We start from the raw sequence: 26,305 nt of genomic DNA, 5'->3' as shown, positions 1-26,305 counted from the left end.
AGGTCCCCCTATCGCGGAAGGAAGTCGGCCGCCGGCATGACCGGCTCGCTGATGGTCCTGTCGGCAGCCAGCAGGTGGACCTGGCGGTGCTCGGCGTCGAATTCCGGCCAGGACAGCGAACCGTCGCGGGCGAAACCGATCCATGTCGCGTGGACCCGGTCAGCCAGGTCCTGCGGCGGATCCTCGCCGGCAATGCCCTTCGGCCCCGTCGCGGTCGCCAGCGTGTTAAACACGAACGGCATCTCCATCGCGTGGGCGGCGCCAAGCTGGCCGTTGCACGCGGGCGAATGCCACTCGAACTCATACATGTGCGTCCGCCCCTGGTGCGCGGCGGCAAATTGCCGGGCCGGCCAGCGGAAGACCAGGTCGGACATGGCGTCGGTCATCGCCTGTCCCGGGCGGCGGCCTTTCTGGCCCAGTCCATAGGCCTGCATCGCCTTGCGCGCCTGCGGATGGGACTTGCCCAGCATCCAGCCGGCCAAGAATGCCGGGATCCGGTCGCGCACCTTCGTGGGCACGAAATAGAGGTTCATCTCGTGCGCGTTGGTGCCGATCAACAGGTCGACGTCCTTGCCCGCGCCCTTGCCCAGCGCTTTCAATGGATGGTCGGGAAGGACATCGTCGCCGATGACCGGGATGAAGCGGCTGATTCCGTAGACCGGCTCGAGGCCGCTGTCGTCGCGAAGGTCGATGCCGGGCCACGGCTTCGACACTTTCTCCATCGCCTTCCACGCCCGCTCGAACGGCACGGAGGCGAAGCCCTCCGCGGTGTCGGGGATGCGCAGGATCCTGGCCAACTTGGCGACAAGGCGCCGCGCGACCGGGATCGGCCGGACCATCGAGCCATGGCCGCTCTGGACGATGGCGCGCTGGAACAGGCCGACCGCCAGTGGCGAGGCGATGAGGTTGGCGACCGCCATCGCGCCGGCGGATTCGCCGAAGACGGTGACGTTGGCGGGATCCCCGCCGAAGATCTCGATGTTGCTGCGCACCCATTCGAGCGCGGCGATCATATCGCGTAGGCCAAGGTTGGTCGGGATGCCCGGGATCGGCAGGAAGCCGTCGATGTGCAGCCGATAGTTGATGGCGACGCTGACCACACCGTTGCGCGCGAACGAGGTGCCGTCATGAACCGGCGCATCCTTGTTCCCGACGACGTAACCGCCGCCGTGAATGAAGACCATCACCGGCAGGCCCTCGGCGTCGTGGGGCGCCCAGATATTCAGTGTCAGATAATCGTCGCCGCGTTCGCCGCCATCGCCGACGAGCGATTTCACGTCCAGCCGGGGAAAGTCGCGAATGACCTGCGGAGCGCTTGGACCGGGATCCCGGGCGTCGCGATATCCGACCCACGACTCGACGGGCAGTGGCTTCTTGAAGCGATTTTCGCCCACTGGGGGCGCGGCATACGGAACTCCGAGGAAGCGCATGATCCCCTCGCTTCGGGTTCCGCGGATCCGGCCGGCAGGAAGCGTTCGCTCGGCAATCTGGTCGGCAAGGCTCATCGGGCAAGCATAGTGAAAGGTGACGGGATTCTTCGTCCGAATATTATGCTCAATGCGTCAAAGCGTTTGCCGAAAACGGCAGATAACGATCAGGGGCCTGTGGCGGTGCTGTCAGACTAAGTCGCACAATTCTCCGATTGCACGCAGTCCGGTCTTTGAGGCGCGGCTTTAGGCGGCAAGCTGCCGCCACTCGGCCAGGGCGGCCGAGCGGAGTGCCTTGTAGGTTTGTCGATCGACGAGGTGACGTTCGGAGTTGAAGTGGTTGTGGATGTTGGCGTGGACGGATGCGAACTTCTGCAAGGTCTTCATTCGTCGGAACCTGAGCATCGATCGCTCCCGTCTTCGGAAGCTCAAGTGACTGTTCTCGACCCGGTTGTTGGCCCAGCGTCCGACCTCCTGTTTATCCCGGGTGCCGAGCTCGGTCATGGCGGCCTTGTACGAGCGCAGACCGTCGGTGGTAATGGCCTCGGGTGAGCCGTAGCGCTTAAGCGCCTTCTTCATGAACTTCAGCGCAGCACCCTTGTCCCGCTCCTTCGTGACGAAACTCTCGAGGATCTCGCCCTCGTGATCGACGGCGCGCCAAAGGTAGCGCATCTCGCCGTTCACCTTCACGTACATCTCGTCGAGGTGCCACCGCCACTGGCGCATGCCGCGCATCGCGCTCACCCGCTGCCGCCGGATGTCCGCGGCGAACATCGGGCCGAACCTGTTCCACCAGTGGCGGACCGTCTCGTAGCTCACGTCGATGCCCCGCTCGGCCAGCAGGTCTTCGACGTTCCTGAGGCTGAGCGGATATTTGACGTACAGCATCACCGCCAGGCAAACCGATAGCAGATGTGGGTGGCCCGCTCCGAGGGGCTCGAACCCCAACCTTCGGGTTCGAAGCCCGACGCTTTACCTTTTGCGTCGACGGGGCATGGCAACGCCCTACCCTGCAATCCTTACTCAGAGGTGCATTTGGTCTGACAGAGCCCGTCTGACGGATCGCGTTGCTGGCGCTGAATTTCAGGACAGCAGGGCCGGCAAGCCTTGATAAAGGACGGCAATCGCCGCCAGCGCTAGGCCCAGATTGGCGAGGCCCCGAAACCAGTGGTCAAGTTCGGAACGGGCCTCCACCTGGAATCGGCCCGCGACTAATCGATACTGGATGGCAAGTGCCCCGAGCGCCATCAAGGTAACGACGACGGTCAGCCAGCGCGCCCGGTCGCTGCCCGGATAGATGCTCGCCACGCCGTAGACGGCGAAGAAGTGCGCCGCCCAAACGAGTAGCCCGCCCAGCAACGCCAGCCACGTCCGCATCAGCCGCCGGCCGGGAAATAGCGAATGAGGAGCGCCGTCGCAGCGCCCTGGAAGCAACTGTATAGCAGGAACAGGCTGACGACGTCGAAGGTCGTGTTCCGCGGCCGCGTTACCAGGCCTCGCGCCGTCCGGGCCGCCAAGTAGATGACCATCAGGACGGCGACGGCCAACAACTGTGACTGGAGCGCCAACATGGCGTACGACATCGCGCCCTGCCCCGTCAGTTCGGGATCGAGGCCCTGTCCCTGCCAGCTCCGCCAGTCGAGGGCGAACGCGGCGACCATGAAGATTGAGGCGAAGAGCGCCGCGGCCGTTGGGCTCCAGTTCGTAGAGCCCTCGCGACGAAGCAAACGCCGGCCGTAGAGCGTCGATACCGCACCGACGCCATACGTCGCGACGACGATCCACGCCCACCAGCGGTTCGTCGGCACGACCCAGAAGCTGGGGTGGATCCCGTACAGGAAAAGGTAGCCGAAGATCGCCATCAGGAAGATCATCCCGGCCACGACCAGCACGCAAATCGTCGCCCACCAGCCATGACTGCTGGGACCCGTGACATAGGTTGGCACCATGATGCCGGCACCGACATCGACCGTCCTCTCCGGGACCGGGCGGTCCGTGTCCCACAGCCACCTCAGGATCGAAAGGATGGCTAGCGGCAGGCAGGCGAGGCTCGCCGCATAGGCCTGGACCGTCAGCAACAGGAAGAATCCGGCGGTGAACATTGCGCCGAGCAAGGGCCATATCGACGGACCCATCATGATCTGCAGATATTGCGGCTCGGCGCGGACCGGGCTGGTGATCAGCGTTTCCCGAAGACCGGTCGCCGAGTAGGGCAGCAAGTGCCGCCCTTCTTCAACTTCGCGCGCCAGTTCCGGATTGTCCCACAGGGGATGGCGGCTGCGGACGACCGGAATGCTCCGTGTCGAATAGAGGCCGGTCGGGAGCCATTCCAGCGTGCCTCCGCCGTATCGGTTGCCCGCGTCATCGTCGGTGGTGAAACGGAAATTGCGGGCCAGGTCGAACAGGAAAAGGGCGACGCCGGACGCCAAGACGAACGCGCCAATGGTCGAAAGAAGGTTGGTCCATTCCCATGCCATCCCTGGCAGGTAGGTATAGACCCGCCGCGGCATCCCCATCAGCCCGGTGAGGTGCATCGGCAGGAAGGTGACTTGCATCCCAACGAACATCAGCCAGAAGGCCCATCTGCCGAGCCGCTCGGAAAGGGCGCGGCTGCTCGTCATGCCGCTCCAATAGTAAAAGGCCGCGAACACCGGGAACACCGCCCCGCCGATCAGCACATAATGAAGATGGGCGACGATGAAGTGGGTGTCGTGCGCCTGCCAGTCGAACGGTACCATCGCGACCATCACCCCGGTCAGGCCCCGATGACGAAGGTCACGAGTCCGCCGATCACGAACAGGGTCGGCGTGTTGAACTTTGGCTTGCCCACCGCGAGCGTCGCGATCCAGCTGAAAACTTGGATTCCGGCGGGGATGCTGACCGCCATGCTGGCCGCCGAAAAGAAACCGACCGACAGGGTCGGCATGCCCGTCGCGAACATGTGATGCGCCCACACTCCGAAACTGATGAAGCCCGTTGCCAGCAGGGCGAGGACGATGAGCTGGTATCCGACCAATTCCGTCTTCGCGAGGGTGGCGACCATCATCGAAACCAAACCCGCCGCCGGCAGGAAGATAATGTAGACCTCCGGGTGGCCGAAGAACCAGAACAGATGCTGCCACAACATCGGGTCGCCGCCGCGAGCCGCGTCGAAGAACGGCCAGTTGAGCGCCCGCTCGAGTTCCAGCAGCAGAGTCGCCAAGATGACGGCCGGGAAGGCGATGAGGATCATGCCGGCGAACACCAGCATAGCCCAGGCGAACAGGGGCATCCGCGCCAGCGTCATCCCAGGCGCCCGTGTCTTCAGGATTCCGACCAATATTTCGATCGCCCCGGCGATGGCGGAAATTTCGATAAAGCCAATGCCGAGCAGCCAGAAGTCGGCGTTGATTCCGGGCGAATAGGTCGTGCTGGTCAGTGGCGGGTACATGAACCAGCCACCGTTCGGCGCGAGGCCGAAGAACAGCGAGGCGAAAAAGCAAAGTCCGCCGACGAAATAGGCCCAGAATGCGTAGGCCGACAGCCGGGGAAACGGCAGGTCGCGGGCAGCGAGCATTTGCGGCAGCAACATGACGCCCAGCGCTTCCATGATCGGGACCGCGAACAGGAACATCATCACCGTGCCGTGCATGGTGAAGAACTGGTTGTAGGTTTGCTGCGGCAGCACGCCGAGCAGCGGCAGCGACAATTGCGTTCGAATGACGAGCGCCAGAACGCCCGCCAGCAGGAAGAACAGGAAAGCCGCCGCGACGTACCACAGGCCGATATAGTTGTTGTTGACGATGGTCAGCCGGGCCCAGCCGGTGGGCGCCGCCCAGATCCGCTTCAGATCCTCGACCTCAGCGTCCGGCCGGGCTTCCGCGGTGGGGAAGCGATCGAGCAGCGCGGGGTCGAAGCCGGTCTCCGACGTCACTGAAGCGTCTCGAGATAGGCCGCGAGGTCGGTCAATTGTTGCGCCGTCAGGTTGGCGTAGGCGGGCATCCGGTTGTTCGGCTTGATCGCTTGGCTGTTGGCGATCCATCCCATTATGGTCCCGCGGTTGTTCGGCAGGATACCCGCCCCCAGGGATCGGCGGCTGCCGACGTGAGTGAGGTCGGGTCCGGCAAGGCCATTCGCGGCCGTGCCCGCGACACGATGGCAGGCCGAGCACCCGGCGCTTTCGAACAATGCTTCCCCAGCGGACGGTGCGGCCGGCGCTGGATCCGGCGATTGTCGGGCCATCCGGAACCGCATCAGCTGCTCAAATTGGGCGGGCCTGTGTGCGATCACCCTGAAGCCCATCAGCGCGTGGGGTCCTCCGCAGTATTCGGCGCATTGTCCGCCAAACACGCCCGGCTCGTCGGCCTGGATGCGCATCAGGTTGCGGCGGCCCGGGATCATGTCGAGCTTGCCCGACAGGCGCGGCACCCACAGGCTGTGGATGACGTCTCCGGATTCCAGTTCGAGGACGATCGGCCGTCCGGCCGGGATATGAAGTTCGTTCGCGTCGTGGACGATCTCCCGCCCCCGTCGTCGAGATAAGACACGCGCCACCACCACATTTCGCCGGTCACGCGGACCCTGAGTTCATTGCCACCGGCGGGTTCGGACAGGTGCCGCGTCAGCGCGAGCCCGTAAATCAACAAGGTGGTCAGCACGACGAGAGGAAAGGCCACACCGCCAAGCAAGATGATCTTCTTCCCGCCCAATCTTTCCTGCGCGGAAGGACGCCCGAACAACGCCAGGTACAGCGCGACGAGCACGGTCAGCAGCACGAGCGCTCCGAGGGCGAACAAGATCCAGCTCAACAGGGTGACCGACGTGGCGTAGGGTCCCGCGGGGTCGAGTACCGGTGGCGGCCAGCCTTCAAACATCAATCAGACCCCTGTTCGTAAAGGTAGGCGGCGATGTCCCGCGCCTCGGCTTCGCTGACCGGCATTGCCGGCATCGCGGACCCCGTCACCATCGCCGGTGCATCGCGGATATAGGCGGAAAGCACATCCGGTCGATTGGCAAGCTTGCCCGCAATCAGCGCCCGGCCGGACAGGCCGTCCAGCGCCGGCCCGGCTTTCCCTTGCGGCCAGCGCACACCGGGCACAGCATGGCAAGCGCCGCATCCGACGCGTTCGATCACCGCCTTTCCATTCGCCGGGTCCGCCCCTGCCAAGGCCTCACCGGGCGCGGGAGGCGGCTTGCATGCGGCCAACAAGACGACGGGCACGATGCGGAACAAGAAAAGGGAACGAGAAGTTGCCTCCCGGTGCGCAGTCTCGTCCTTGCGGCCTCGGCAGCCCTTCTCGTCGGCTGCATCGAGGCCGACACGGCATCGCTCGACCGCTTCTCCAGCGACGGGCGCATCATCGCGCTGAGCGGCGCGGGCGCCAGCGCCCCTAACGCCTGCACGACATGTCATGGTCTCGACGGACGGGGCAACGGGGCCGGCACACCGCGATTGGCCGGCCTCGATGCCGGCTATCTCGAACGACAGCTGCAGGCTTATGCCGATGGGCGCCGCAGCCACGCGCAGATGGCCTGGATCGCGCAGCGATTGACTGGGGACGAGCGCAAGGCTGTCGCCGTGTATTACTCGGCGCTTCCTTGGCAGGGCGGCAATCTTGCCCCGGCTCAAACGGTAGACCTGTATCACCGTGGCGATCCCGCCGGGGCTTGCCCGCATGCGCGGCCTGCCACGGCGACAGGGGCGAGGGCATCGGCGCCGGCAACCCTCCCCTTGTCGGGCAGCCCGCGCCCTACCTCGCCGAGCAGCTGCGGCTGTGGCGGTTGGGCAAGAGGCGCAGCGACCCCGGCGAGGCGATGCTTCGGATCAGCCAGCTTCTGACTCCTGCCGAGGCTCGGGCGCTGGCAGCCTATTCCGCCGCCCTTTCGGGTGTCCGTCCAGTCAGCCACCTCCGGAAGCATCCCGCGAAGCACGTCGTGGCGATCCCAGAAGTGGTGCTTCAGGGCCGCCCCTACATGTGCCGGAACAAGCACGAGCAGCAGAATGACGGAGGCGACGTGGATGTCCTCGGCAAGGTCGAGGAGCGCGAACCGGGACATTGGCGCGAGATCACCGAGCGGCAACTGCGGCCAAGGCATGACGCCGGCAACATATAGGGGGCCCGAAGCCACAGAGGACCACATCACCCAGCCGCTGAGAGGCAGGGAAAAGAAGCTGATATAGAAGAGGATGGCCGTGGTGTGGGCGATCTTGGTCTGCAGTCCCTGCCGGTCGGCATCATTGAAGGGACTTGGGACGAGCATCCTCCAGAAAATCCGCGCAATGGCCAGCAACAGCACGGGCAGACCGGCCGCGCTGTGCACTTGGTAGGCGAACTGCTTGTCGCCACCGGGCATCACCCAGTCGGCCCAAAATCCCCAGCCGAGTTGAAACAGGACGAGCGCCGCCATCACCCAGTGAAACAGGAAGCCGACCGGCGAGTAGCGCCCGCGTTTCGTATAGCTTTCCGCCCAGGCGCGAAGTCGTTCGATCATGTGGCGGCACCGCGCTCCTCACGCTCGAACCAGCGCGCGGCCGTCCACAGGGCTGCGGCGAGATAAAGGCCGGCCGATGGCGCCCACATGATAAGGCCGGCCATCTGCTGATCCTCAAGCGGGCTCAGCCCCCACGGCGCCGTCACCGAGAAGTGTGGCGCGTAAAGCGGGTTTGCGGCAAAGGTGATCAACGCGCCAAGCAATCCCATCTGGACGGTCGTGACCAGCAAGGCAGCGATCCCCGGAAGCCGTTCGGACCGGCGCAGCGCCGCCCAGAACCCGGCCGCCGTCCCGTGATCGTAACCTGCATCAGCCAGTATATGACGTCGCTCGACAGGGCTGCCGCGTAAAATCCCGGTGCATGCCACAGCCAGAAGGCGATGGCCTGCACCGCGGTCCACACCGCGAGCGAGCCCGGCCAGCGGGTCGTACCGGCTGGCAAGGCATGAACGATCAGCGGCGCGAGCACCGCCGCGAGGATCACATGATGCGCGACCCGCGCTGAAAACAGCGCCGAGGTCAGCGCGCAAAAGGGTGAGATGAAAAGCAGCAGGCAGATGCCTGCCGCACCGAGCAGCATGCGCCGCTGCGAACTCTCTTCGGCAATGCGCCACGCGCGAAGCCCGATCGCGCCGAGCACCATCAAAAGCGCGACGTCGAAATTCCACCGCCAGAGCCAGTCGGGAGGAATTGGCGCTTCGCCGCAATAGGGATGCCAATCGCTAGTCGATGTCACCTCGACGCGACCTAATACCCGGCCGGCATTGTCGGCCGTCGATCGCCCCAGCCGTCCGGCTTGGCAATGGTCATGCTCGGCAGCAGGCCGCGCGGCAGCACGTCCGCGAGGAGGACGGCGTGCATTTGGGATGAAAAACCCGAAGTCTCGCCGGCGATGTTTGTGCCAAGTCCATCTCCCTGTTCGTCGGGGCGAATTCGACGCCAGCCCGGCTGACCAACACGCGAAACCTCAAAAAGTTCTTTAGCTCCCGTCGACCACGACAAGGTCACTGTCGAGTAGCGGCGAAAGCAGCGTTTCGAATTCCCCGTACCGCCATCCTTACCCAGAGACGCGTTTGGTCTGACAAAGCCCCCTGCCCTATGCGCTGCATGTCGACTTGGTGGCGCGGCGTTGGCCTCATCGTTTGGTTCGCCTTCCTCGCAAGGATCGCCCTGTTGTCATCGGATCAGGCTTCGAGGGTCGCTTCCAGCCTGGCGGGGGTTTCAGTTTCTGCTGGCTCGTTCCTAATCCCATGGCGCCCGGCTTCTGTCTTTCCAGCCCATTGAAATCGGCTTGCTCAAGGTCGTCGATCGTCGCTCCACCGCGCAAAATTGCGATTTGATCGCGGCATCGCTTTGCCTCTTCGAAATCCAAGGCGAGTGCGGCCTTTTCCATTTTTCGACGGAGCTCTTCGATTGTTGCCATGTGGCTATAACGCGGATGGGTTGCGGAGGGCTCCTTGAGATCCGACCACTTCCGGCCGCCCGCGCCCTGCCAGGTCAAGCTTCGGAACGTATGAAAAGCGCAGCTTGGCTCGTAATCCCATGTCCCCATTTCTCCCACCCTCACGAATCTTGCCCCGGGGACTAGCGCAATTGGCGTATCTCGCGCCTGGCGCCGACCCGCTGCCGGCGCCTGTCTCCGGCAAACATTCACAGCACCTTGGGAACGCGCCCGTGATGGGCGCCGTTACGTTACGGAAAGGAGAGAGAAATGCCTCGCGAACTGATCGATACTGGCACTGACAGACGATACATCCGGCGGGACGACGAGGGCCGCTTCAGCGAAAGCGACGATGTGGGCCGAAGCGCCGCTCAAGACCAGAAGCGAGACTCCGCGACCAAGCCGAGCCGCGGGGAAGGTGACAAGGGCGACCGCTAGAGAGGAACTGGCCATGCGAAAGTACGCTTACGCTTGGATCACGCTCGGATTCTTCTCGATTTCCCTAGTGCTTCATTGGTATTTCGGGTGGCAGGCCTTTGCCGCTGACGCGCGAAGCCACGGGCAGGTGCCCGAGACAGTCGCCTATCTAAACGAGATGGCTAGAGACACATTCGAGAATTGGCAGTCAGAATTTCTGCAATTGCTGTGGCAGGTCGTTGGTCTCGCCTATTTCCTCTACGTCGGGTCGCCGGCCTCGAAAGAAAATGACGACCGCACCGAAGCGAAGGTAGATGCGCTGCTTCATCTCCATGGAGAGAAGGGTCGGGTCCTGATCGAGGAAATCGACCGTTACTACCTGCGCGACCATGGCCATGCGCAGCCCCACAACCACGACAAGCTGGACCAGATCCTGTCAAAGCTTCGGGAGTCGAAGACCGTCGCTACGTCCATCTGACCTCGAAGGCACCACCGGCCGGAACGCGATAGTCGACCCGGTCGGCATCCTTGCGCAGGAAGCGGACGTCACTTCCGCCGACCCCGCTGACCCGGATGTCGGGCATCCTCCGATGCTTCCGACGGACCAGATAGACGGCTGCATCCATCGGTCGGACCCCGGCCAATCGCGCTCGCACACACTTGGGCCCGACAATTTCAATTCCAGAAACAAAATGATCGCACGCTAGCCAGAACGGCGCCCCTCCAATCGAATGAAACGTGCGGGTGGCGAAGCAGAAAGCCGCTCCGGCGCCATAGATTTCCTGACCGACTTGCCCAGCCTGTTGGCCATCAGCGTAAAGGTCTTCCACCGGAAATGAGAGCTTGCGATCGAGATGGCCGTTGCTGTCGCGCTGCTTGGGCGACACTGCTTCGGGGGCAAGGCATCGGGATAGTAATACCACGCGCGGTCCAGCGCGTATTTGCAATATTCGCTGGCAAGCATCCGGGCACTGTCACTGAGCGTCGCATCGCCGTCGGCAAGCATATGCTTCATAGCCGCGAAGCTGTCGAAACATTCGTATATCGCCATGTAATGAGCGTCGTGCAGCGCAGTCGCGCCCAGGAAATTTCTATAATGGACGGCGTGGCCGATCTCGCTTTCCCAAATCTCGCAATTGTGGAGGAAGCTGGCGAAAAAGACATAAGCCTGCTCCAGGTAGAAGCGCTCACCGGTCAGGCGATGGAGCTTGACGCAGGCAGCCGCGCCCCATGCCGTCAGATTGGCCTGGTAGTTGATATCAAAATGAAGGCCGCGGGTCGCCTCGATCGCCTTTAGAGCTTCCGCCAAATAGTCGTCGTTGGCCGTCAATTCATACGCCTGGATCATGACCCATGCGTAGATGCCCCGACGTCAGTCTGCCCGCGGCCGCTGTCGCCCGCGTTTTTCGTGATGATTGAAAAATCAGTGACCTTGAACTGTACCGGCCATTCGTACCGAAAATGTCGTGCGGCCTTGATCGCGAAATCGAGGGAATCGCGGAATAACGACCCCGCCCGGTCGTATCCTTCCAACGCCAATCGACCGAGGTTCATGAGGGGGTGATACAGGTACCAGCTGTCGACCGCATCGGCATCCTTGTCGTTGCCGACGTTGGGCAGATATCGCCGCACGGTCCCCAATGCCTTGTCGAAGAAGCGCCCCAAGCCGGCGGCGAATTCCTCTTCAAGTGGATGGGGCTGTCCACACCAACGTCCCCACTCATGGATCGACTGTACGGTCGCCAGCTGCACCATGGAATCGGGGTATTCGGCGGCGACGTAGGGATGGATGTAGCGATGCCCGTAGTGCCGGATGGTTGCTTCGGGCGCCTTGTCCAAGTCCCGTAAGGTTCTTTCCGCCCTCCCGACCCAGTCGCGAAATTCGGTCGTAGGCCGGTCAATCATCAGGTAGATCCGACCCAGCCAATCGATAAATCGCTTCGCCGATGGCCGCTCTCCGTCAACGCCGTCGCCAAACAGCAGGATTGCATCCGATAAGGTATAGCATCGTCGAGCCTTTAGCGGGCTGACCGGCGGCGACGCGCTCTGAGGTGGCGTCGGGAGTAGATAGCCAAGTTCGGGCCATTCACCGCCGACGGCACTGTCGGGCGTAGTATCCGTCGCCCGGTAATAGTCGTTCATCGCGGTCAGGTTTTGAAAGTAGAGCAAGTCGCCGAAGTCCGGCTTGTCGATGGACAGGTACAGAAGACCGCCATTGAGACCACGTTGTGCTGCTTTGACCTTGCCTCGCGAGAGTGTTGGGTCGTCTTCCCGGTCCAAGGGATAGAGGTCACGAGGGACGAAGGGGATGAGGAGGTGGCGAGACGGCGTCAACGTCACCGTCATCCTGAGACAGCCGGGGAAGCCATCGCCATTGGCGAACCTGACTTCATGTACTCCGGCCGCGCTTTCGATACGAAGACGGGCCAGGATGCCGTCGGTCGGGCCAAGCCATTCGGCAGAAAATGCGCCCGCGAGATACGCGCTGCGAAGCGCAAAGCCGCCACGTCCGGGGCGTCGGAGAACGGCCCAAACGCTATCGTGCCCGACAACGACTTCGACGATGCCGGGTTCGCACCGAAAATGACCAATGATCTGCCGGTCCGGTGACGACAATAAGCTTCGCAACGCCGTGACATGAGGGCTCACTGCGTCGGACTTGGGCACCGACTCCCGCCGAGGTTTGAGGCTGCCTGCTGTACTCATCGAAGCACGAAACCCGGACAGTCGAAGCCCGTTCCGCGATAGTTGCGGTCGGACGGGGACCGCGCATTAACCGGGGAGCGTCGTCTTGCCTTCCGGAAGGCCGCGCGTTGCGGGACGCAGCTCGTCGAACGTCGGCAGTCCATCAAGTGGCCGAAGCCAGTCTGGGGCATGTGACATGTAGATGTGAAAACCGGGCGCCACGGCTGAGGGGTCATCAAGGGATCCGACTGCGATGTCGAGTTCGTCAGCCTGATGGGCGACGTGGATGGTCAGTGGGGTGCCGCAATCGCCGCAATATCTGCGTTCACTGAAACTAGTCGGCGTGAAAGCAAGGATGCGATCGGCCCCGCCGTTATCCGGAATGCTGGTCGCGGAACGGTGGTGAACACCATGCCCGCGGATCCCGATACCCGTTGGCACACTTTACAGTGGCACCAACCGGTGTCGTACGGCTCATGCATGATCTCGTATCGGATTGAACCGCACGTGCAGCCACCAGTGAGTGTAAATGGCTGGATCATTCACCGAAAAGCGCGTTGAATCTTTTTCGAGAAGGTCGCTTTTGCGGGGTTGGCCGCGCCGTGGCGCTCCACAAACCGAGGTCAATCGCCTTGGCTCGAACCGCGTCCCCGCTGCGTTCAAGTAGTACGCCGAGTTCAGGGAAACTTTTGCCCTCACCGAGACCTCGCGCCAAGTCGGCAAGTTCCTCGTCCGTCCAAGAACGGGGTGACCTACGTCCCCTTGAGTGGCGTAACCGACTAATCGCCATCGCGTACCACCAGCGTCGAGGGCACAAAGGAAGGGTCACGGTCCAGCTGATCGATTGAGCGGGAGTAGAGGGCGGCCATGTCACGATGGATGCGAGCAACCGTCGGATCGCCTGCTGTCTCCGCCATTTGCCGTTCGTACTTCAGTCGCTCCGCGTAATAACTGCGAACGTCGCAATCTTTATGCCCTTCGATCATCGTCCTGTTCCGCAACGTCATAAGTGCCGGTGATGCCTACAAATATAGCTGCGCCGACCCCTCGTGCGCAAGAATGTCACTGATTTTTGTTAGCGGGGCGGTAGAAGGAGATAGCTGTCCTCGAAGTCCGCAAGGCAACATAAACCTCTGTGATCGAGAACCTTCAACCCGCGGTCCAAAGACTCCACCAGGCCCAAGGCCCTCAGCTCCCCAATCATGCGGTTGAGATGGATTGGGGTTAAACCCAGGATGTCCGCAAGTTGCACTTGTGGGAATGGTAATACGAAGGATGTTCCCGAGCCCAAGCCCGCCATCTGCCGCCGAATACCAATTTCGCACAACAGGTGGGCTAAACGCTCCGATGCCTTCATCGCCGCCATGACGCTTACCCATTTCGCCAGGATTGATGAATCGACGACTGTGTCTCGCCAGAACGCCATGGCGATTGCATCATATCGCTCGCTGATCATGCGAAGGTCAGAATGGGGAACCTCATAAACGATTGCCGGCGTTAGCGCCGTTAGGCCCCAGCCAGATATGGTGACGGGAACCGAGTGAAGGTCCGCCATATCGCCCGGGAAGTGGAGCGCGGTGATCTGTCTCCTTCCGTCCGCAAAGAGGGCAAAGCGGCCAAGAATGCCCTCCGCCACCAAAGTCGCGTGCGATATTCGCTGGCGAGGCCGAACGAGGTCGCGTTTGGCGTCCCACTTGCGTGAGGCCGGCGATATTGCCAGCAGCGCCTCGCGCTCCTCCACTGAGAGGTGAGATCGAAGCTCCAAACGCTGGAGAAAGGGTTGAAGTGGCCGCATCGGTCGAGCGCAGGGCCGAGACCCGGCCGTGCCGGATCAAGGCCGCCTCCTTACCTCCCCTTGAGTTCATTCAAGTGTTGCTGAACCACGCGAGTTGCCTTGGTTGCAAAGACTTTCAGTGACGCTTGGCCCAACACGGCGGGCTGAACGATTGGAGACAGCCTAGTGTCCGGAATGGGTCGAAGTCGGACGCGGCAGTTTTGGATGGAAAGCGGACACTTCGCTCGCTTATGATGGGCCGATGACTTTGAAGTCTTTCGTCGGTCGATTGCTGGCTAATCCTATGCCCGCCTCGGAAGCCCTTTTGCGTCACGTAGAGGGTCGAGGCACAGGGTTCGAAATCGATGACCTAATGAGTTGGTCTCCAGCGGCGGAGCAGGAAGCGAAAGCCATTGTGCCGCTACTAGAAATTGGCGAGCGTTATGCGTCCAATGAATACCCTATCGTTATCGGTAACCCAGCTTCATTCGGTGAGATTCGCGCGTTAGCAAAGAACCTCCGAGCGCAAGGCCTTTAATGTCCGCAATGGGTCGAATGCGGACGCGGCGGGAATGGGTCGATATCGGACCCGGCGGAAATGGGTGGAAAGCGGACGCTAGCTACGGGGAAATTGAATAGTGAAGCACGCTCCGATACCATTCGATCTCGGTCCGGCTTTAAGCGTTCCCTTTAGCTGGTTGACTAGTGTTGTGATTACTCGCATTCCGAGACCAGCTGCTGGCGAATGGGGATCAAAACCACTATTCAGGCCGGCTCCTTCATCGCAGACGATGAGCCGGTTGAAGTCGCCCGATGCTCGGAATGCTACGTCGATTTTGCCCGCCCATGTTTCGCGGCATTTGTCACAAGCTCGTTTGTAATCAATCCAATTGGCTGGATCGCGGTTGCCGGAACCATCTCATCGTCGCCCGTTACGACGATCTCACGGCCGAGAATCGCGGCTAGATCATCGCTCAGTCGACGCAGGTAAGCGACGCACGAAACCTCGTCTGCCGCATCGGCGTAAAAGTGGCGATGAACCTGCGCGACGGCGGCAACGCGGTGGGCGGCAAGTTCCAGGTGGGTTGCCGCTTCGCCAACATCGGGAGACCGACTTTGCATTGTCAGCAACCCGGACACGAATTGAAGGCTGTTCATCACCCGATGATCAATCTCCTTTGCCATTAGGTTTGCTTTACTCACGGCGTGCCGCGACGAAAGCCCCAGCTCAAGCTGGTCCATGACGATGGAGGCTAGGTCCTTCAGATCCTCGATCTGCTCCTGCTTGATAGGGCGCGGTTCTTTGTCGATCACGCACAGAGTGCCGAGGTTGTGTCCGTCGCTGGTGGTGAGAGGGACAGCGGCGTAGAATCGCAGGCCGAATTCCCCTGCGACGAGCGGATTCGCCAGCGAACGAGGATCTTTCCGGGCGTCTTCAATTAGATAGGGGGCGTTGCCCAAAATGGCCGATGCACATAGCCCAGGCTCACGGTCAGTTTGCTTCACGGGCAAGCCGTGATGCGACTTGAACCAGATCCGATCTTCATCAACGATACTGATTATGGCAATCGGAACGTTGAACCGGCGCGCCGCTAAAGCGGTGATACGATCGAAGGCCCGTCGGGCGGACTGTCGAGGATGTCGTACCGCCGAACTGCCGCGATGCGCTCAGCCTCGCTGGACGGTATTGTGTCGGCGACTGACATGAAAGGAACTCCCGTTACTCGGACGCTCAAGGCAGCCGGCTAGTTGGCGGGAGCGGAACATGTCTCTCAGCCGTCAGAGCCAAGAATACTGACGATAGGAGGGGGCTAGCAGGAAACTGCTCACTAAGCCACAACATTGGGTGGAAACGCCTTCTTAGAGCGAAGTGCGCAATCCCGCTCCGAAAAGTCTAGCCCGAACTGCTGGTGGGAGCGGCGGATCCACTTCGCTGGCGACTTTCCAATGTCCGATTTGGGTCGAAAGCGGACTTTAGCTGAAGTGGACATCTGGTCCCTAAATTCGCGGAAGTCGTTGGGGCTCACCGAGGCCCTGCTGGCAGGCTTGTATCATCGACGGGCAAACCTCTGGCGGGCCTTGGCTATTAACTGAAATCCAAGTCTCAGGATCTACAATCGCATCATGTTGATGCGTACAAATAAGGCCCGTGCGGGGCGTATCCGGACGACCTTTCCGGCCCAGATCCATCCCGATGGCGGGCCTACCGTGTCTGGATATATACTGAACATTTCAAAGTTCGGCTTTCGCCTACGGCTTGCGGCGCTGGCTATCGGAGATCGAGTCTCTGTCGACTGCGAAGGGCTAAGCTCCAAGGGGCAGATCGTCTGGGCGCACGGAACGGAAGCCGGAGGCCGCTTTTTGGAAAGCTTGAGAATGGAGCCGTCAATTGGGCGTTTATGACCATCGATTTGGTCGAGGGATTGAGATGGACCGCGAGACGCAAAGGCCGCGATCCGCGAGGGCCAAGTTCGCCAAGATGACATTTGGCAATCGAGTTGATGGCGTGGGCGGGAAGCGAATCTATGCTAGGTTATCTTTAAAGCTGGCAGCCAAGTCGACTTCCGCCAGGCATACTGACTTCGTGACGATCGAGAACATCGGGTCGTGGGGCGCAAGACTGACCATTGGACGGCAATTGGAAGTTGGCTCCGAGCTACTCCTAACGGTAGGCAATTACGTGCTTTTCGGGAAAGTGACTTGGTGGCGTTCCGGTGCCTGCGGTATGGAATTTGATGCTCCAATAGATGAGGAGTCGATGAAAGCCTTACTTCGTCTCGGCGACGATGCCGGTCGCCAGCGAAGGTGAGAAGCGCGACGTCCCGGACAGTTCGCTACTGACCGCCAGTTACAAATTGTTAGTGAGGGCCCGGTAGCCGTTAAATGCCCGCGTATCCACGACGCTCCGCCCCTAGTCCGTAGGATCGTCCAAGCGGGGCGGCGGCGACGGATGCACGGGATCCGTCGCCGTCGCTTTGAAACTGCCACCAAAGGGTGGTCGTAGCGATCCAAGCGTGGAGCTGGCCGCATGTTAGCCCCAGTTAATTTGAAACGGTCGGTGACGTCCCTAGCTCGCTTGTCGCGGCAAATCCAATCGCATGCACACTAGGAACATTCTCATCTGCGCCTTGTTTGCTAGGCGCGGAGGGGTGGGGTTTGGTCCCTCCGTCACACAAGGCCTGCGGTGTGCGTTGGGAGGAAATTTTGATTAATAGACACCAAGCTCCCGCAAGCTGGAGTGCTTTTCGACTTTCCACTCTGGTAGCGCTTAACGATCAGATCCGAGACCTGGACGAGCCCGCCGACGTTGCGTTCGCAGCTGCCGAAGTTTTGGGCAAAGCGATGAACGTCAGCCGTGCCGGTTACGGGACGATCGATGCCGATCGCGAGACAATAACGATAGAGCGCGACTGGAACGCGCCGGGGATAAAGTCACTCGCCGGAACACTTCAATTTCGCGACTATGGGTCATATATCGACGACCTGAAACGCGGAGAAACGGTTGTCTTTTCGGACGCTGAAAAGGATCCTCGAACAGCTGCTACCGCTGACGCGCTGAAGGCCATCAGTGCGCAGTCCGTTGTGAACATGCCGGTGAGGGAGCGTGGCGGACTGGTGGCGCTCCTCTACCTCAATCATTCCACGTCGCGGGAGTGGTCGCCTGAGGAGCTGGACCTCATTCGGGATGTCGCCGAGCGGACACGTTCAGTGGTCGAGCGACTGCGTGCCGAGACGCAGCTCCGCGAACGAGAAGAGCGCTTTCGAACCGTCTTTGAAAACGCAGCCGTTGGAATGCTGGAGATCGATTCCGATTGGAATATTCAGGGGGCGAACGCTGCCTACGCCAGTCTGGTCGGCATTTCAGCCGAAGATCTAACGGGCCAAAGTTGCCTTGCTTTCACACATCGCGACGACGTGGGACTAAGCGGCGACGCCCTTAAGAGAGCAGCGAATACCCCGCATGGCGAGCGCATAAAATTCGAGAAGCGCTATGTCCGACCGGACGGCCAAGTTGTCTGGATCCGAAGCAATCTGGCCAAGGTCAGCGGGGAGGGAAGCTCAGCGCGCTTTCTGAAAATTGTCGAGGATATCACTGAGGCCAAGGTCGCCGAGGAGGAACTCGAAGAGCAGCGTCACGCACTAGAAGTATTGAACAAAACCGGTGCTGCCGTAGCAGCCGAACTCGACACCGAGCGCGTCGTGCAGATTGTGACGGATGCGGCAGTAGAGCTGACGGGAGCAGCTTTCGGGGCGTTCTTCTACAATGTGGTCGGGGATGCTGGCGAAGCGTTAACGCTTTACACGCTCTCGGGTGCTGACCGCGCCGACTTCGAGCAATTTGGCCATCCCCGGGCTACGCAAGTCTTTGCGCCCACCTTCAAGGGCGAGGGCGTCGTACGATCGGACGATATCACGTCCGACCCGCGGTACGGAAACAACCCACCCCATAAGGGCATGCCTGAAAACCATTTGCCGGTTCGAAGCTATCTTGCCGTCCCAGTCATTTCGCGCTCCGGCGAGGTCATAGGCGGGCTCTTCTTTGGGCACCCCGAGCCTGGCGTCTTCACTAGCGAGGCGGAGCAATTGATGGTCGGCCTCGCCGGTCAGGCAGCTATCGCGGTCGACAATGCCCGGCTCTTCCAGGCAGCGCAGCGCGCGAACCAAACGCTTGAGGAACGGATTGAAGAGCGCACGCGAGAACTCGAGCATGCCAACGCCGCGCTGCGGCAAGCGCAGAAAATGGAAGCGGTGGGTCAACTCACGGGCGGCATCGCCCACGATTTTAACAATCTGCTCACGGTTGTGACAGGCAACATCGACATGGCGACGCGATCGCTAGCCGCCAGCGGCACGCTAGAGCCCCGTTCGCAGCGGGCGCTCGACAACGCAATGAAGGGTGCCGAGCGAGCGGCATCGCTGACTCAGCGCCTCCTTGCCTTCTCGCGCCGGCAGCCACTCGCCCCAAAGTCACTCGACGTCGACAAGCTCGTGGTAGGCATGTCGGACCTGCTCAATCGTGCGTTGGGAGAGACCGTAAAGCTCGAGATAGTCACGTCGCCCGGGCTTTGGCGGGTTGAAGCCGATCCAAATCAACTTGAAAGCGCCATTCTCAATCTCGCGGTGAACGCTCGCGACGCCATGCCCAAGGGTGGCGAGCTCCTCATCGAGACTACAAACGCGCGTCTCGACGAAGAATATTCGGCGCAACATGCTGAGGTGGCGCCGGGTCAGTACGTGGTTGTTTGCGTGACCGACACCGGCACGGGCATGCCCAAGCACATTCAGGAGCGAGTCTTCGAGCCGTTCTACACTACAAAGGAGCCAGGCAAGGGCACCGGGCTCGGTCTTTCGATGGTGTACGGCTTCGTCAAACAGTCCGGGGGACACATCAAAATCTATTCGGAGGAGAGCCAGGGAACCACCATCAAGATCTATTTGCCGAGGTTGATGAGCGAGGTCGTCGCAGAGGATGGCAGCTCGGTTACCCAAGGACTCGAGGCGAGCGCCAGTGAAGAAATAATTCTTGTCGTAGAGGATGATGACGACGTCCGCGCATATACTGTCGAGTGCCTGCGCGAGCTCGGATATAAGGTTTTGGAAGCCCACGATGGTTCGTCGGCGCTCCGCCTTTTGGAACGGCAGAATGGCCCGGTCGATCTGCTTTTCACGGATGTGGTGATGCCAGGCATGACCGGCCGCGAATTGGCCGACGAAGCAAGAAAGCTGCAGCCCGATTTGAAGGTTCTGTTCACCTCGGGTTACACCCGCAACGCAATCGTGCACGGTGGCCGGCTTGATCCCGGCGTCGAAATGATTGCTAAGCCTTTCAGCTACGCCGCCCTTGCGCAGAAAATGCGCGATGTCCTGGACGCGGGGCGAACGGGAAGGATCTTGGTTGTCGAAGAGGAGCCCACTGTCCGCTCACTGACATTGGAGCTTCTCGCCGGCCGGGGATACGGCGTTGAGGAGGCTGGGAACGCCACCGAAGCTTTGTCCAAAATCCGCTCCGCCCAAGGTCGGTATGACGCAGTTTTCATCTCGGACATTGCGGAAAAGAAGAATGCCACGTGGCTTAGTGGCGAGGTTCGCAGGCATCACGCGGATCTGCCCGTCCTCATCGCCGCCGAACCGAAGAATGTCAAAGACCTGCAGTTACGCTTCGTCGACGATCGCTGCATCGCCGTGATTGAAAAGCCGTACAATGGGGCGAAACTTCGCGAGACACTTGGACTTCTGGGCGCGCGGTGTCATCGACAAAGCTGACGAGGGTGCTGTCACACTAAGTCGCACAAATCTCCGATTGCGCGCAGTTGGGTCTTTGAGGCGAACGTCTAGCCGGCAAGCTGCCGCCACTCGGCCAGGGCGGCCGAGGGGAGTGCCTTGTAGGTCTGTCGATCGACGAGGTGACGTTCGGAATTGAAGTGATTGTGGACGTTGGCGTGGACAGATGCGAACTTCTGCAAGGTCTTCATTCGTCGGAAGCGGAGCATCGATCGCTCGCGTCTTCGGAAGCTCAGGTGACTGTTCTCGACGCGGTTGTTGGCCCAGCGTCCGACCTCCTGTTTGTCCCTGTTGCCGAGCTCGGTCATCGCGGCCTTGTAGGAGCGCAGACCATCGGTCGTGATCGCTTCCGGTGACCCGTAGCGCTTGAGCGCCTTCTTCATGAATTTGAGCGCCGCCGCCTTGTCCCGCTCCTTCGTGACGAAGCTCTCGAGGATCTCGCCCTCGTGGTCGACGGCGCGCCACAGGTAGCGCATCTCGCCGTTCACCTTCACGTACATCTCGTCGAGGTGCCAGCGCCACTGACGCATCCCGCGCATGGCACTCATCCGCTGCCGGCGGATGTCCGCGGCAAACATCGGCCCGAACCTATTCCACCAGTGGCGCACGGTTTCGTAGCTGACGTCGATGCCGCGCTCGGCCAGCAGGTCTTCAACGTTCCTGAGGCTGAGCGGGTATTTGACGTACAGCATCACCGCCAGGCGGATGATCTCCGGCGAGCTGTTGAAGTAGCGGAACGGGCTGGCAGGTTTGCGGGGGCGAGGCATGGCACGCCCCCTACCCTGCGATCCTTACCCGGAGGTGCACTTGGTCTGACAGAGCCCGCGGAAACGAGTGGAAAGCGGGGATACGTCGTGCAAGGGTGCACTTACCGCCCTCTTGGGGCCAGTTTCTGAGTGAGGGATCATTTGAGGATGCAAGACGAACCCTTCCCCTCATTAGCTCAGCATCTCGAATGGTGCCAGGAACAGCTAGAAAATGACCGCCGCTCGCTCGAGTTATTCCTCACTGGCCAGATGACTCTTCGCTGCAATGGCCACGACGTTTCATCTGCAGAAGTGCAGCGCTTAACGCGAAGTATCCGGCATCTCGAGACACAGCTGATTAGCCTCACCTAGGCTCGCGCCTTCGCGTCCGGCCCGCTGGGACGATCCCCGGGCGAGTTTCGCATTGGGGAATGCTCACGCATTCTTAGGGACAACGACGTGCTTGGCGGCAGCGCGCTCTTTGCATATCAACGCAGTGCGCGGCTGGACCGCCAGGTAACGTTGGAGCACTCCCTTGCCGGATCCGTCTCGCTTCCTTGGCCTCACCGCCGATATTGTAACGGCCCACGTGGCGCACAACACGGTGTCCGACAGTGACTTGCCGGCCCTGATTGCCAATGTTCACGCCGCGCTGGCTGGGCTTGAGCAGCGCGAACGAGCGCCTGGAAAACAAGAGCCGGCAGTGTCGATCCGTGCGTCAATCAAGCCTGACTATCTTGTATGCCTGGAAGATGGGAAGCGACTGAAGCTTCTAAAGGCTCACCTTAGACGGCATTATGGTTTATCGCCGGACGAATATCGCGCCAAGTGGGGACTGCCATCGACCTATCCCATGGTAGCACCTAACTATTCGGCGCGGCGCGCCGAATTGGCGAAGGCCTCAGGACTCGGCAAGGATGGAGGCAGGTCGAAGTCCGAAAGGAAAGGGGCAAAGAGCAAGAAGGCAGCGAGGTAGTCAGGTCGACTGCCAGAAGCCGGCCGGGGATTTGCCGGTTGGAATGACCGCTACGCTAAAGGCGATCGGCCGGACACCATCTCAAACGTAAGGTTACTTGGGAACGCGGGTCCTGCCTGTTGGTGGAGCCTCACAGCCCCCACTCTGATCGGCAAAGTCCACCAGCGCCCGCCTCGCGTTATGGCGCTTTCCGGCTGGCCTAGCTGCTGGGATCCCCGATATTCTCTGCGCGCTTCTCCGCCGGGCGTAGAGATGGCGACACGATCAGGTAGACGTTTGGTCGGAGACCGTGACGGTTGATCTAGCGTCCGATTTGGGTGAAGAGCCGACGCTAGATTTGCCTGATCCATTTCGACCCCCGGTTCAGCGTTGAAACTATCTCATCGATTTCGAGGCCGGAATACCACCCCATCGGCACAACCCTCGTTGTGTCCCGGTTGCCGATTTCGGTCATGGCTGCCTTGTAGGAGCGAAGGCCATCGGTGGTGATCGCTTCCGGTGAGCCGTAGCGCTTGAGCGCCTTCTTCATGAATTTCAGCGCTGCCGCCTTGTCCCGCTCCTTCGTGACGAAGCTCTCGAGGATCTCGCCCTCGTGATCGACGGCATGCCACAGGTAGCGCATCTCGCCGTTCACCTTCACGTACATCTCGTCGAGGTGCCAGCGCCACTGGCGCATGCCGCGCATCGCGCTGATCCGCTGCCGTCGAATGTCGGCGGCGAACATCGGCCCGAACCTGTTCCACCAGTGGCGCAAGGTCTCGTAGCTGACATCGATCCCGCGCTCGGCCAGCAGGTCTTCGACGTTACGAAGGCTTAGCGGATATTTGACGTACAGCATCACCGCCAGGCGGATGATCTCCGGCGAGCTGTTGAAGTAGCGGAACGGGCTGGCAGGTTTGCGGGGGCGAGGCATGGCACGCCCCTACCGCGCGATCCTTACTTAGAGGTGCATTTGGTCTGACAGGGCCAGCGGAAGGGCCGGCAGGTTTGCGAGGACGGGGCATGAAACGTCCCTACCCCGCGATCCTTACTCAGAGGTGCACTTGGTCTGACAGAGCCCCAGCGGGTATTTGACGTACAGCATCACCGCCAGGCGGATGATCTCGGGCGAACTGTTGAAGTAGCGGAACGGTCTGGCGGGTTTGCGTGGGCGGGGCATGAAACGCCCCTACCCTGCGATCCTTACTCAGAAGTGCGTTTTGTCTGACATTGCCATCGCGCTAGCTCCGCCTTCCGAAATCGGGGTGAAGCTGGGGTAAATCGGATTATTTGGTCTGCTCCCTTTGTAGCGACTCACCGGCCAATTTCGAGCAGAGTGCAAGCTAGCCGACATCAACGAATCGTTGGCAATTGTCATAATTCACGTAAAGTAACTGTCCATCTACCTGGGGGGTGTAATGCTGTCCACGCCCGCGCAAGAAGGTTTCGTCGGCGTTCCCGACTATTGGTCGTATGCGACGTTTTCATTTAATCGTAGCCAAACCTATCCGGATCATCCGGAGTATTGGAACGTTTTTCCGAACGATATCAGTGTCTACGACATCAACGGCGACGGCCACCTCGATGTCCTTGTTACGTATGCCTACATCCCGGCGTTGGACGATCCCGGCATTCCTATTCGCGTCCTGCTGGGTGATGGCCAAGGCGGCTTGATCGATAGTACAACAAGCCTGTTTCCCGCAGGAACGCCTTTAGCAGACGCGGCATCCTCGTCGACCGTTGCAGACTTCAATGGCGACGGGGTAGACGACATTTACATCGCAGTTACTTGGGAAACCTCCAGTGCCCAACCAAGGAGTAGCTTACTGCTGCTTTCGGACGGTAGTGGCGGTGTCACCGATGCTAGCGCAACTTTGCCCAACGATGCGCAATATCCACATTGGACGACCAGCGCCGATGTCGATGCCGACGGGGACGTGGACATATATGTCTGCAACCTCGGAAACGATTTTGGCGATTACAATGGAACAAGCAGCTATTTTCTGATTAATGACGGTACTGGCCAATTCTCCCGTTCCGACACGCGATTACCCACAACAATCGAGACTGGTGGTCGCAATTTCACCTCAAGTCTCCTGTTTGACGCCGATCACGACGGCGACCCAGATCTTTTGCTGGGCACTTGGCCATCGTGGTTTTTCAACGGCACCGAAATGGCGCCGTCGACGCTTTTATTTAACGACGGGTCGGGCAATTTCGTCGAGACGTCGGCAAGCATTCTTCCTGCTCCAATTTTCGCTCCCAGCCGCGCGTCCACTCTCGACATGATGGCCACCGACATGAATGGCGACGGTTATCTCGATCTCTTCATCCTCAGTGCCGATCTTTACGCAAGTTATGCGGTGCAAGTGCTGATCAACAACGGCGACGGTGCCTTCAACGATGAGACGGCTGAGCGGCTTCCCTCCACAGCGGGAGTGTCCAACCATCGGTTCATGCACCTTGCCGACATGAACGGCGACGGTGCCTTGGATCTAATCCTCCAGACAGGCGATGCGACCCGGTTCTTCCTCAACGACGGTTCCGGTCACTACGTCGCCCTTCCGGCAGACTTCCTGTTCACCAATAGTGACTATGCCTTTCTTCCAGGTGACTTTGACGAAGACGGCCGCACTGACATTTTCGTGCGGGCCAGCGTCAATTCGTGGGATGACCCTAACAATGTCATCGAGACCGACTGGATCGCTCGCTGGATGCAGCCGGCTGGCGCGCTTTTAGTCGGGGACGTAGCCGCCAACGCGCTTCTGGGCGTAGCGCTTTCCGAAACTCTTCAAGGTCTTGATGGCGACGATGTGATTTTCGCTGGCGCGGGTGATGATAAGCTAGAGGGAGGTGAAGGTTCCGACTATTTGAACGGCGGCGCGGGTACGGACCTTATGTATGGCGGGGACAGCAGCGACATACTGACGGGCGGCGCGGGTGACGATCGGCTCTTCGGGGGTGAGGGCGAAGACACGCTGGTCGGTGGCACGGGTTACGACCGGATGTACGGCGGCGCAGGCGACGACACCTATTTCGTCAACGATGCCGACGACTATGCCTACGAAGTTGCTGGCGAAGGGCGTGACCGGGTGGTCTCGTCGATCGATCACCAACTGCGTGCCGAGGTCGAGGATCTGACGCTAACCGGCGTTGCCGCGATCGGTAAGGGAAATGCTTCCGACAACCTCATTGTCGGTAACGCAGTCGCCAACAAGCTTTATGGCTATGAAGGCAACGACACCATTGACGGTGCCGGCGGGGATGACTTCCTGCTCGGTGCGGACGGCAATGATACGTTGACGGGCGGTGCTGGATACGACCGGATGTATGGCGGCATCGGCAACGACACCTTCGTCGTCGGCGATCTTGCCGACTACGCCTACGAGAATCTCGGTGAGGGCTACGATACGGTCTTCACCTCGATCAACCACCAGCTTCGCCCGAATATCGAGCAATTGGTCCTCGACGGCTTCTCCGACCTTCGCGGCTACGGAAACGCCCTCGACAACATGATGATCGGCAACAGCGGCAACAATCTGTTGTACGGCAAGGATGGTGCCGACACGATCCGTGCCGGCCTCGGCAACGATATCCTCTACGGCGAAAACGGGACCGACTATCTTTACGGCGGGTCGGGTCTCGACCGTTTCTATGGCGGCGCTGGCGCCGACCTGTTCGCGTTCGAGAATCTGGATTTCGCCGGGATGGGCAGTGGCACCGCCGACCGCATCCACGACTTTAGCCATGCGCAGGGCGACCGCATCTCGCTTGAGCTGGTCGATGCCAACAGCAACGTCGGCTTCGACCAGGCCTTCACCTTTGTCGGCAGCGCCGCCTTCAGCAATGTCGCGGGGCAACTCCGCTATCAGCAGATCAGCGGAAACACCTATGTCCAGGGCGATACCGACGGCGACGGCAAGGCCGACTTCTGGATCCGTGTGGACGGGCTCCACGCACTAGCCGCGACCGATTTCATCCTCTGATGTGATGAGTCTCCGCCGTTAATCTGACACGTTCGAGTGGCCTGTTGGCTAAGCTTGTAGCGTCCGCAATGGGTCGGAAGCGGACGCAGCAAGTTGTCCGCCTTAAGTTGTTGTCGGTCAG

Annotated in this window: 22 protein-coding genes and 6 pseudogenes; 8 read left to right on the top strand and 20 right to left on the bottom strand. The window is 60.7% G+C overall.

Annotation, left to right across the window (positions count from 1 at the left end; translation table 11 throughout):
* Positions 1-8: 8 nt before the first annotated feature.
* The 6 genes and pseudogenes from H9L12_RS01150 to H9L12_RS14320 all read right to left on the bottom strand — a co-directional run bounded on the left by H9L12_RS01150 (position 9) and on the right by H9L12_RS14320 (position 6,495).
* Entirely contained in the window at positions 9-1,505 is a 1,497-nt protein-coding gene (locus H9L12_RS01150) for a carboxylesterase/lipase family protein (RefSeq protein ID WP_187542271.1), read from the bottom strand.
* 168 nt (positions 1,506-1,673) lie between these two features.
* Positions 1,674-2,315: an IS6 family transposase gene (locus H9L12_RS01145; protein ID WP_187542270.1), complete on the bottom strand. Its 642-nt coding sequence runs from the start codon at positions 2,313-2,315 to the stop codon at positions 1,674-1,676.
* A 195-nt stretch (positions 2,316-2,510) separates the two neighbouring features.
* Positions 2,511-2,804 (bottom strand): hypothetical protein, encoded by a 294-nt coding sequence (locus tag H9L12_RS01140; RefSeq protein WP_187542269.1) that lies wholly within the window; start codon positions 2,802-2,804, stop codon positions 2,511-2,513.
* Positions 2,804-5,448, bottom strand: a pseudogene (locus H9L12_RS01135) (cbb3-type cytochrome c oxidase subunit I). The gene H9L12_RS01140 and the pseudogene H9L12_RS01135 overlap by 1 nt, the downstream one beginning before the upstream one ends.
* Positions 5,337-5,963 (bottom strand): c-type cytochrome, encoded by a 627-nt coding sequence (locus H9L12_RS01130; protein ID WP_343060434.1) that lies wholly within the window; start codon positions 5,961-5,963, stop codon positions 5,337-5,339. The pseudogene H9L12_RS01135 and the gene H9L12_RS01130 overlap by 112 nt, the downstream one beginning before the upstream one ends.
* A 316-nt stretch (positions 5,964-6,279) precedes the next feature.
* The gene (locus tag H9L12_RS14320; protein ID WP_425506790.1) at positions 6,280-6,495 is read right to left on the bottom strand and encodes a c-type cytochrome; all 216 of its coding nucleotides are present in this window, start codon (positions 6,493-6,495) and stop codon (positions 6,280-6,282) included.
* A gap of 12 nt (positions 6,496-6,507) precedes the next feature.
* Between H9L12_RS14320 and H9L12_RS14315 the strand changes: the two are divergent.
* Positions 6,508-6,984, top strand: a pseudogene (locus H9L12_RS14315) (c-type cytochrome); the annotation flags it as partial.
* 20 nt (positions 6,985-7,004) lie between these two features.
* Positions 7,005-7,217 (top strand): annotated as a pseudogene (locus H9L12_RS14525) (c-type cytochrome); the annotation flags it as partial.
* A gap of 159 nt (positions 7,218-7,376) precedes the next feature.
* Here the strand turns inward: H9L12_RS14525 and H9L12_RS14305 are convergent.
* From H9L12_RS14305 to H9L12_RS01105, 4 genes and pseudogenes are all read right to left on the bottom strand, one after another.
* Positions 7,377-7,814, bottom strand: a pseudogene (locus H9L12_RS14305) (cytochrome b); the annotation flags it as partial.
* Positions 7,815-7,894: 80 nt separating this feature from the next.
* Entirely contained in the window at positions 7,895-8,128 is a 234-nt protein-coding gene (locus H9L12_RS13240) for a cytochrome c oxidase assembly protein (RefSeq protein WP_246450478.1), read from the bottom strand.
* Positions 8,086-8,634, bottom strand: coding sequence for a cytochrome c oxidase assembly protein (locus H9L12_RS13235; protein ID WP_246450477.1), 549 nt, complete (start codon positions 8,632-8,634; stop codon positions 8,086-8,088). The genes H9L12_RS13240 and H9L12_RS13235 overlap by 43 nt, the downstream gene beginning before the upstream one ends.
* A 399-nt stretch (positions 8,635-9,033) precedes the next feature.
* Complete coding sequence (locus H9L12_RS01105; protein WP_343060432.1) at positions 9,034-9,399, bottom strand: UvrB/UvrC motif-containing protein; 366 nt, start codon at positions 9,397-9,399, stop codon at positions 9,034-9,036.
* A gap of 210 nt (positions 9,400-9,609) precedes the next feature.
* Here H9L12_RS01105 and H9L12_RS01100 point away from each other — a divergent pair, with 210 nt between their 5' ends.
* Positions 9,610-9,777 carry a hypothetical protein gene (locus H9L12_RS01100; protein ID WP_187542268.1) on the top strand — a complete coding sequence of 56 codons (168 nt, stop codon included), beginning with the start codon at positions 9,610-9,612 and terminating at the stop codon, positions 9,775-9,777.
* A gap of 13 nt (positions 9,778-9,790) precedes the next feature.
* Positions 9,791-10,234 (top strand): DUF6766 family protein, encoded by a 444-nt coding sequence (locus H9L12_RS01095; protein ID WP_187542267.1) that lies wholly within the window; start codon positions 9,791-9,793, stop codon positions 10,232-10,234.
* Positions 10,235-10,459: 225 nt separating this feature from the next.
* On the opposite strand, the gene H9L12_RS01090 is transcribed toward H9L12_RS01095, so the two are convergent.
* From H9L12_RS01090 to H9L12_RS13090, 7 genes are all read right to left on the bottom strand, one after another.
* Positions 10,460-11,104 carry a hypothetical protein gene (locus H9L12_RS01090; protein ID WP_187542266.1) on the bottom strand — a complete coding sequence of 215 codons (645 nt, stop codon included), beginning with the start codon at positions 11,102-11,104 and terminating at the stop codon, positions 10,460-10,462.
* Positions 11,101-12,423 (bottom strand): hypothetical protein, encoded by a 1,323-nt coding sequence (locus H9L12_RS01085; RefSeq protein ID WP_187542265.1) that lies wholly within the window; start codon positions 12,421-12,423, stop codon positions 11,101-11,103. The genes H9L12_RS01090 and H9L12_RS01085 overlap by 4 nt, the downstream gene beginning before the upstream one ends.
* A 105-nt stretch (positions 12,424-12,528) precedes the next feature.
* A complete protein-coding gene (locus H9L12_RS14300; RefSeq protein WP_425506830.1) occupies positions 12,529-12,729 on the bottom strand; it encodes a GFA family protein in 201 nt (66 codons plus the stop codon).
* A gap of 2 nt (positions 12,730-12,731) precedes the next feature.
* Positions 12,732-12,923, bottom strand: a complete 192-nt coding sequence (locus H9L12_RS14520) for a GFA family protein (protein WP_484592924.1) — start codon at positions 12,921-12,923, stop codon at positions 12,732-12,734.
* A gap of 297 nt (positions 12,924-13,220) precedes the next feature.
* A complete protein-coding gene (locus H9L12_RS01075; protein ID WP_187542263.1) occupies positions 13,221-13,427 on the bottom strand; it encodes a hypothetical protein in 207 nt (68 codons plus the stop codon).
* Positions 13,428-13,516: 89 nt separating this feature from the next.
* A complete protein-coding gene (locus H9L12_RS01070) occupies positions 13,517-14,182 on the bottom strand; it encodes a Crp/Fnr family transcriptional regulator (RefSeq protein WP_187542262.1) in 666 nt (221 codons plus the stop codon).
* An 858-nt stretch (positions 14,183-15,040) separates the two neighbouring features.
* The gene (locus tag H9L12_RS13090) at positions 15,041-15,775 is read right to left on the bottom strand and encodes a histidine kinase dimerization/phosphoacceptor domain -containing protein (protein ID WP_484592928.1); all 735 of its coding nucleotides are present in this window, start codon (positions 15,773-15,775) and stop codon (positions 15,041-15,043) included.
* A 564-nt stretch (positions 15,776-16,339) separates the two neighbouring features.
* Between H9L12_RS13090 and H9L12_RS14290 the strand changes: the two genes are divergently transcribed.
* Together H9L12_RS14290 and H9L12_RS01055 are read left to right on the top strand one after the other, a co-directional pair.
* A complete protein-coding gene (locus H9L12_RS14290; RefSeq protein WP_425506789.1) occupies positions 16,340-16,618 on the top strand; it encodes a PilZ domain-containing protein in 279 nt (92 codons plus the stop codon).
* Between the two features lie 783 nt (positions 16,619-17,401).
* Positions 17,402-20,479, top strand: coding sequence for a response regulator (locus tag H9L12_RS01055; protein WP_223177131.1), 3,078 nt, complete (start codon positions 17,402-17,404; stop codon positions 20,477-20,479).
* A gap of 68 nt (positions 20,480-20,547) precedes the next feature.
* Here the strand turns inward: H9L12_RS01055 and H9L12_RS01050 are convergent, their stop codons facing one another.
* Positions 20,548-21,264, bottom strand: a complete 717-nt coding sequence (locus H9L12_RS01050; protein ID WP_187542260.1) for an IS6 family transposase — start codon at positions 21,262-21,264, stop codon at positions 20,548-20,550.
* A 514-nt stretch (positions 21,265-21,778) separates the two neighbouring features.
* On the opposite strand from H9L12_RS01050, the gene H9L12_RS01045 reads away from it, so the two are divergent.
* Entirely contained in the window at positions 21,779-22,219 is a 441-nt protein-coding gene (locus H9L12_RS01045) for a Ros/MucR family transcriptional regulator (protein WP_187542259.1), read from the top strand.
* A gap of 430 nt (positions 22,220-22,649) precedes the next feature.
* On the opposite strand, the pseudogene H9L12_RS01040 reads toward H9L12_RS01045, so the two are convergent.
* Positions 22,650-23,132: pseudogene (locus tag H9L12_RS01040) on the bottom strand (IS6 family transposase); the annotation flags it as partial.
* A gap of 141 nt (positions 23,133-23,273) precedes the next feature.
* Positions 23,274-23,378: pseudogene (locus H9L12_RS14285) on the bottom strand (IS6 family transposase); the annotation flags it as partial.
* Positions 23,379-23,616: 238 nt separating this feature from the next.
* Between H9L12_RS14285 and H9L12_RS01035 the strand changes: the two are divergent.
* Positions 23,617-26,184, top strand: coding sequence for an FG-GAP-like repeat-containing protein (locus tag H9L12_RS01035; protein WP_187542258.1), 2,568 nt, complete (start codon positions 23,617-23,619; stop codon positions 26,182-26,184).
* The last annotated feature ends 121 nt before the right edge of the window (positions 26,185-26,305 follow it).

It is taken from the genome of Sphingomonas rhizophila, assembly GCF_014396585.1.
Taxonomy (GTDB): Bacteria; Pseudomonadota; Alphaproteobacteria; order Sphingomonadales; family Sphingomonadaceae; genus Sphingomicrobium; species Sphingomicrobium rhizophilum.
This window is presented reverse-complemented; position numbering and strand designations above follow the sequence as displayed.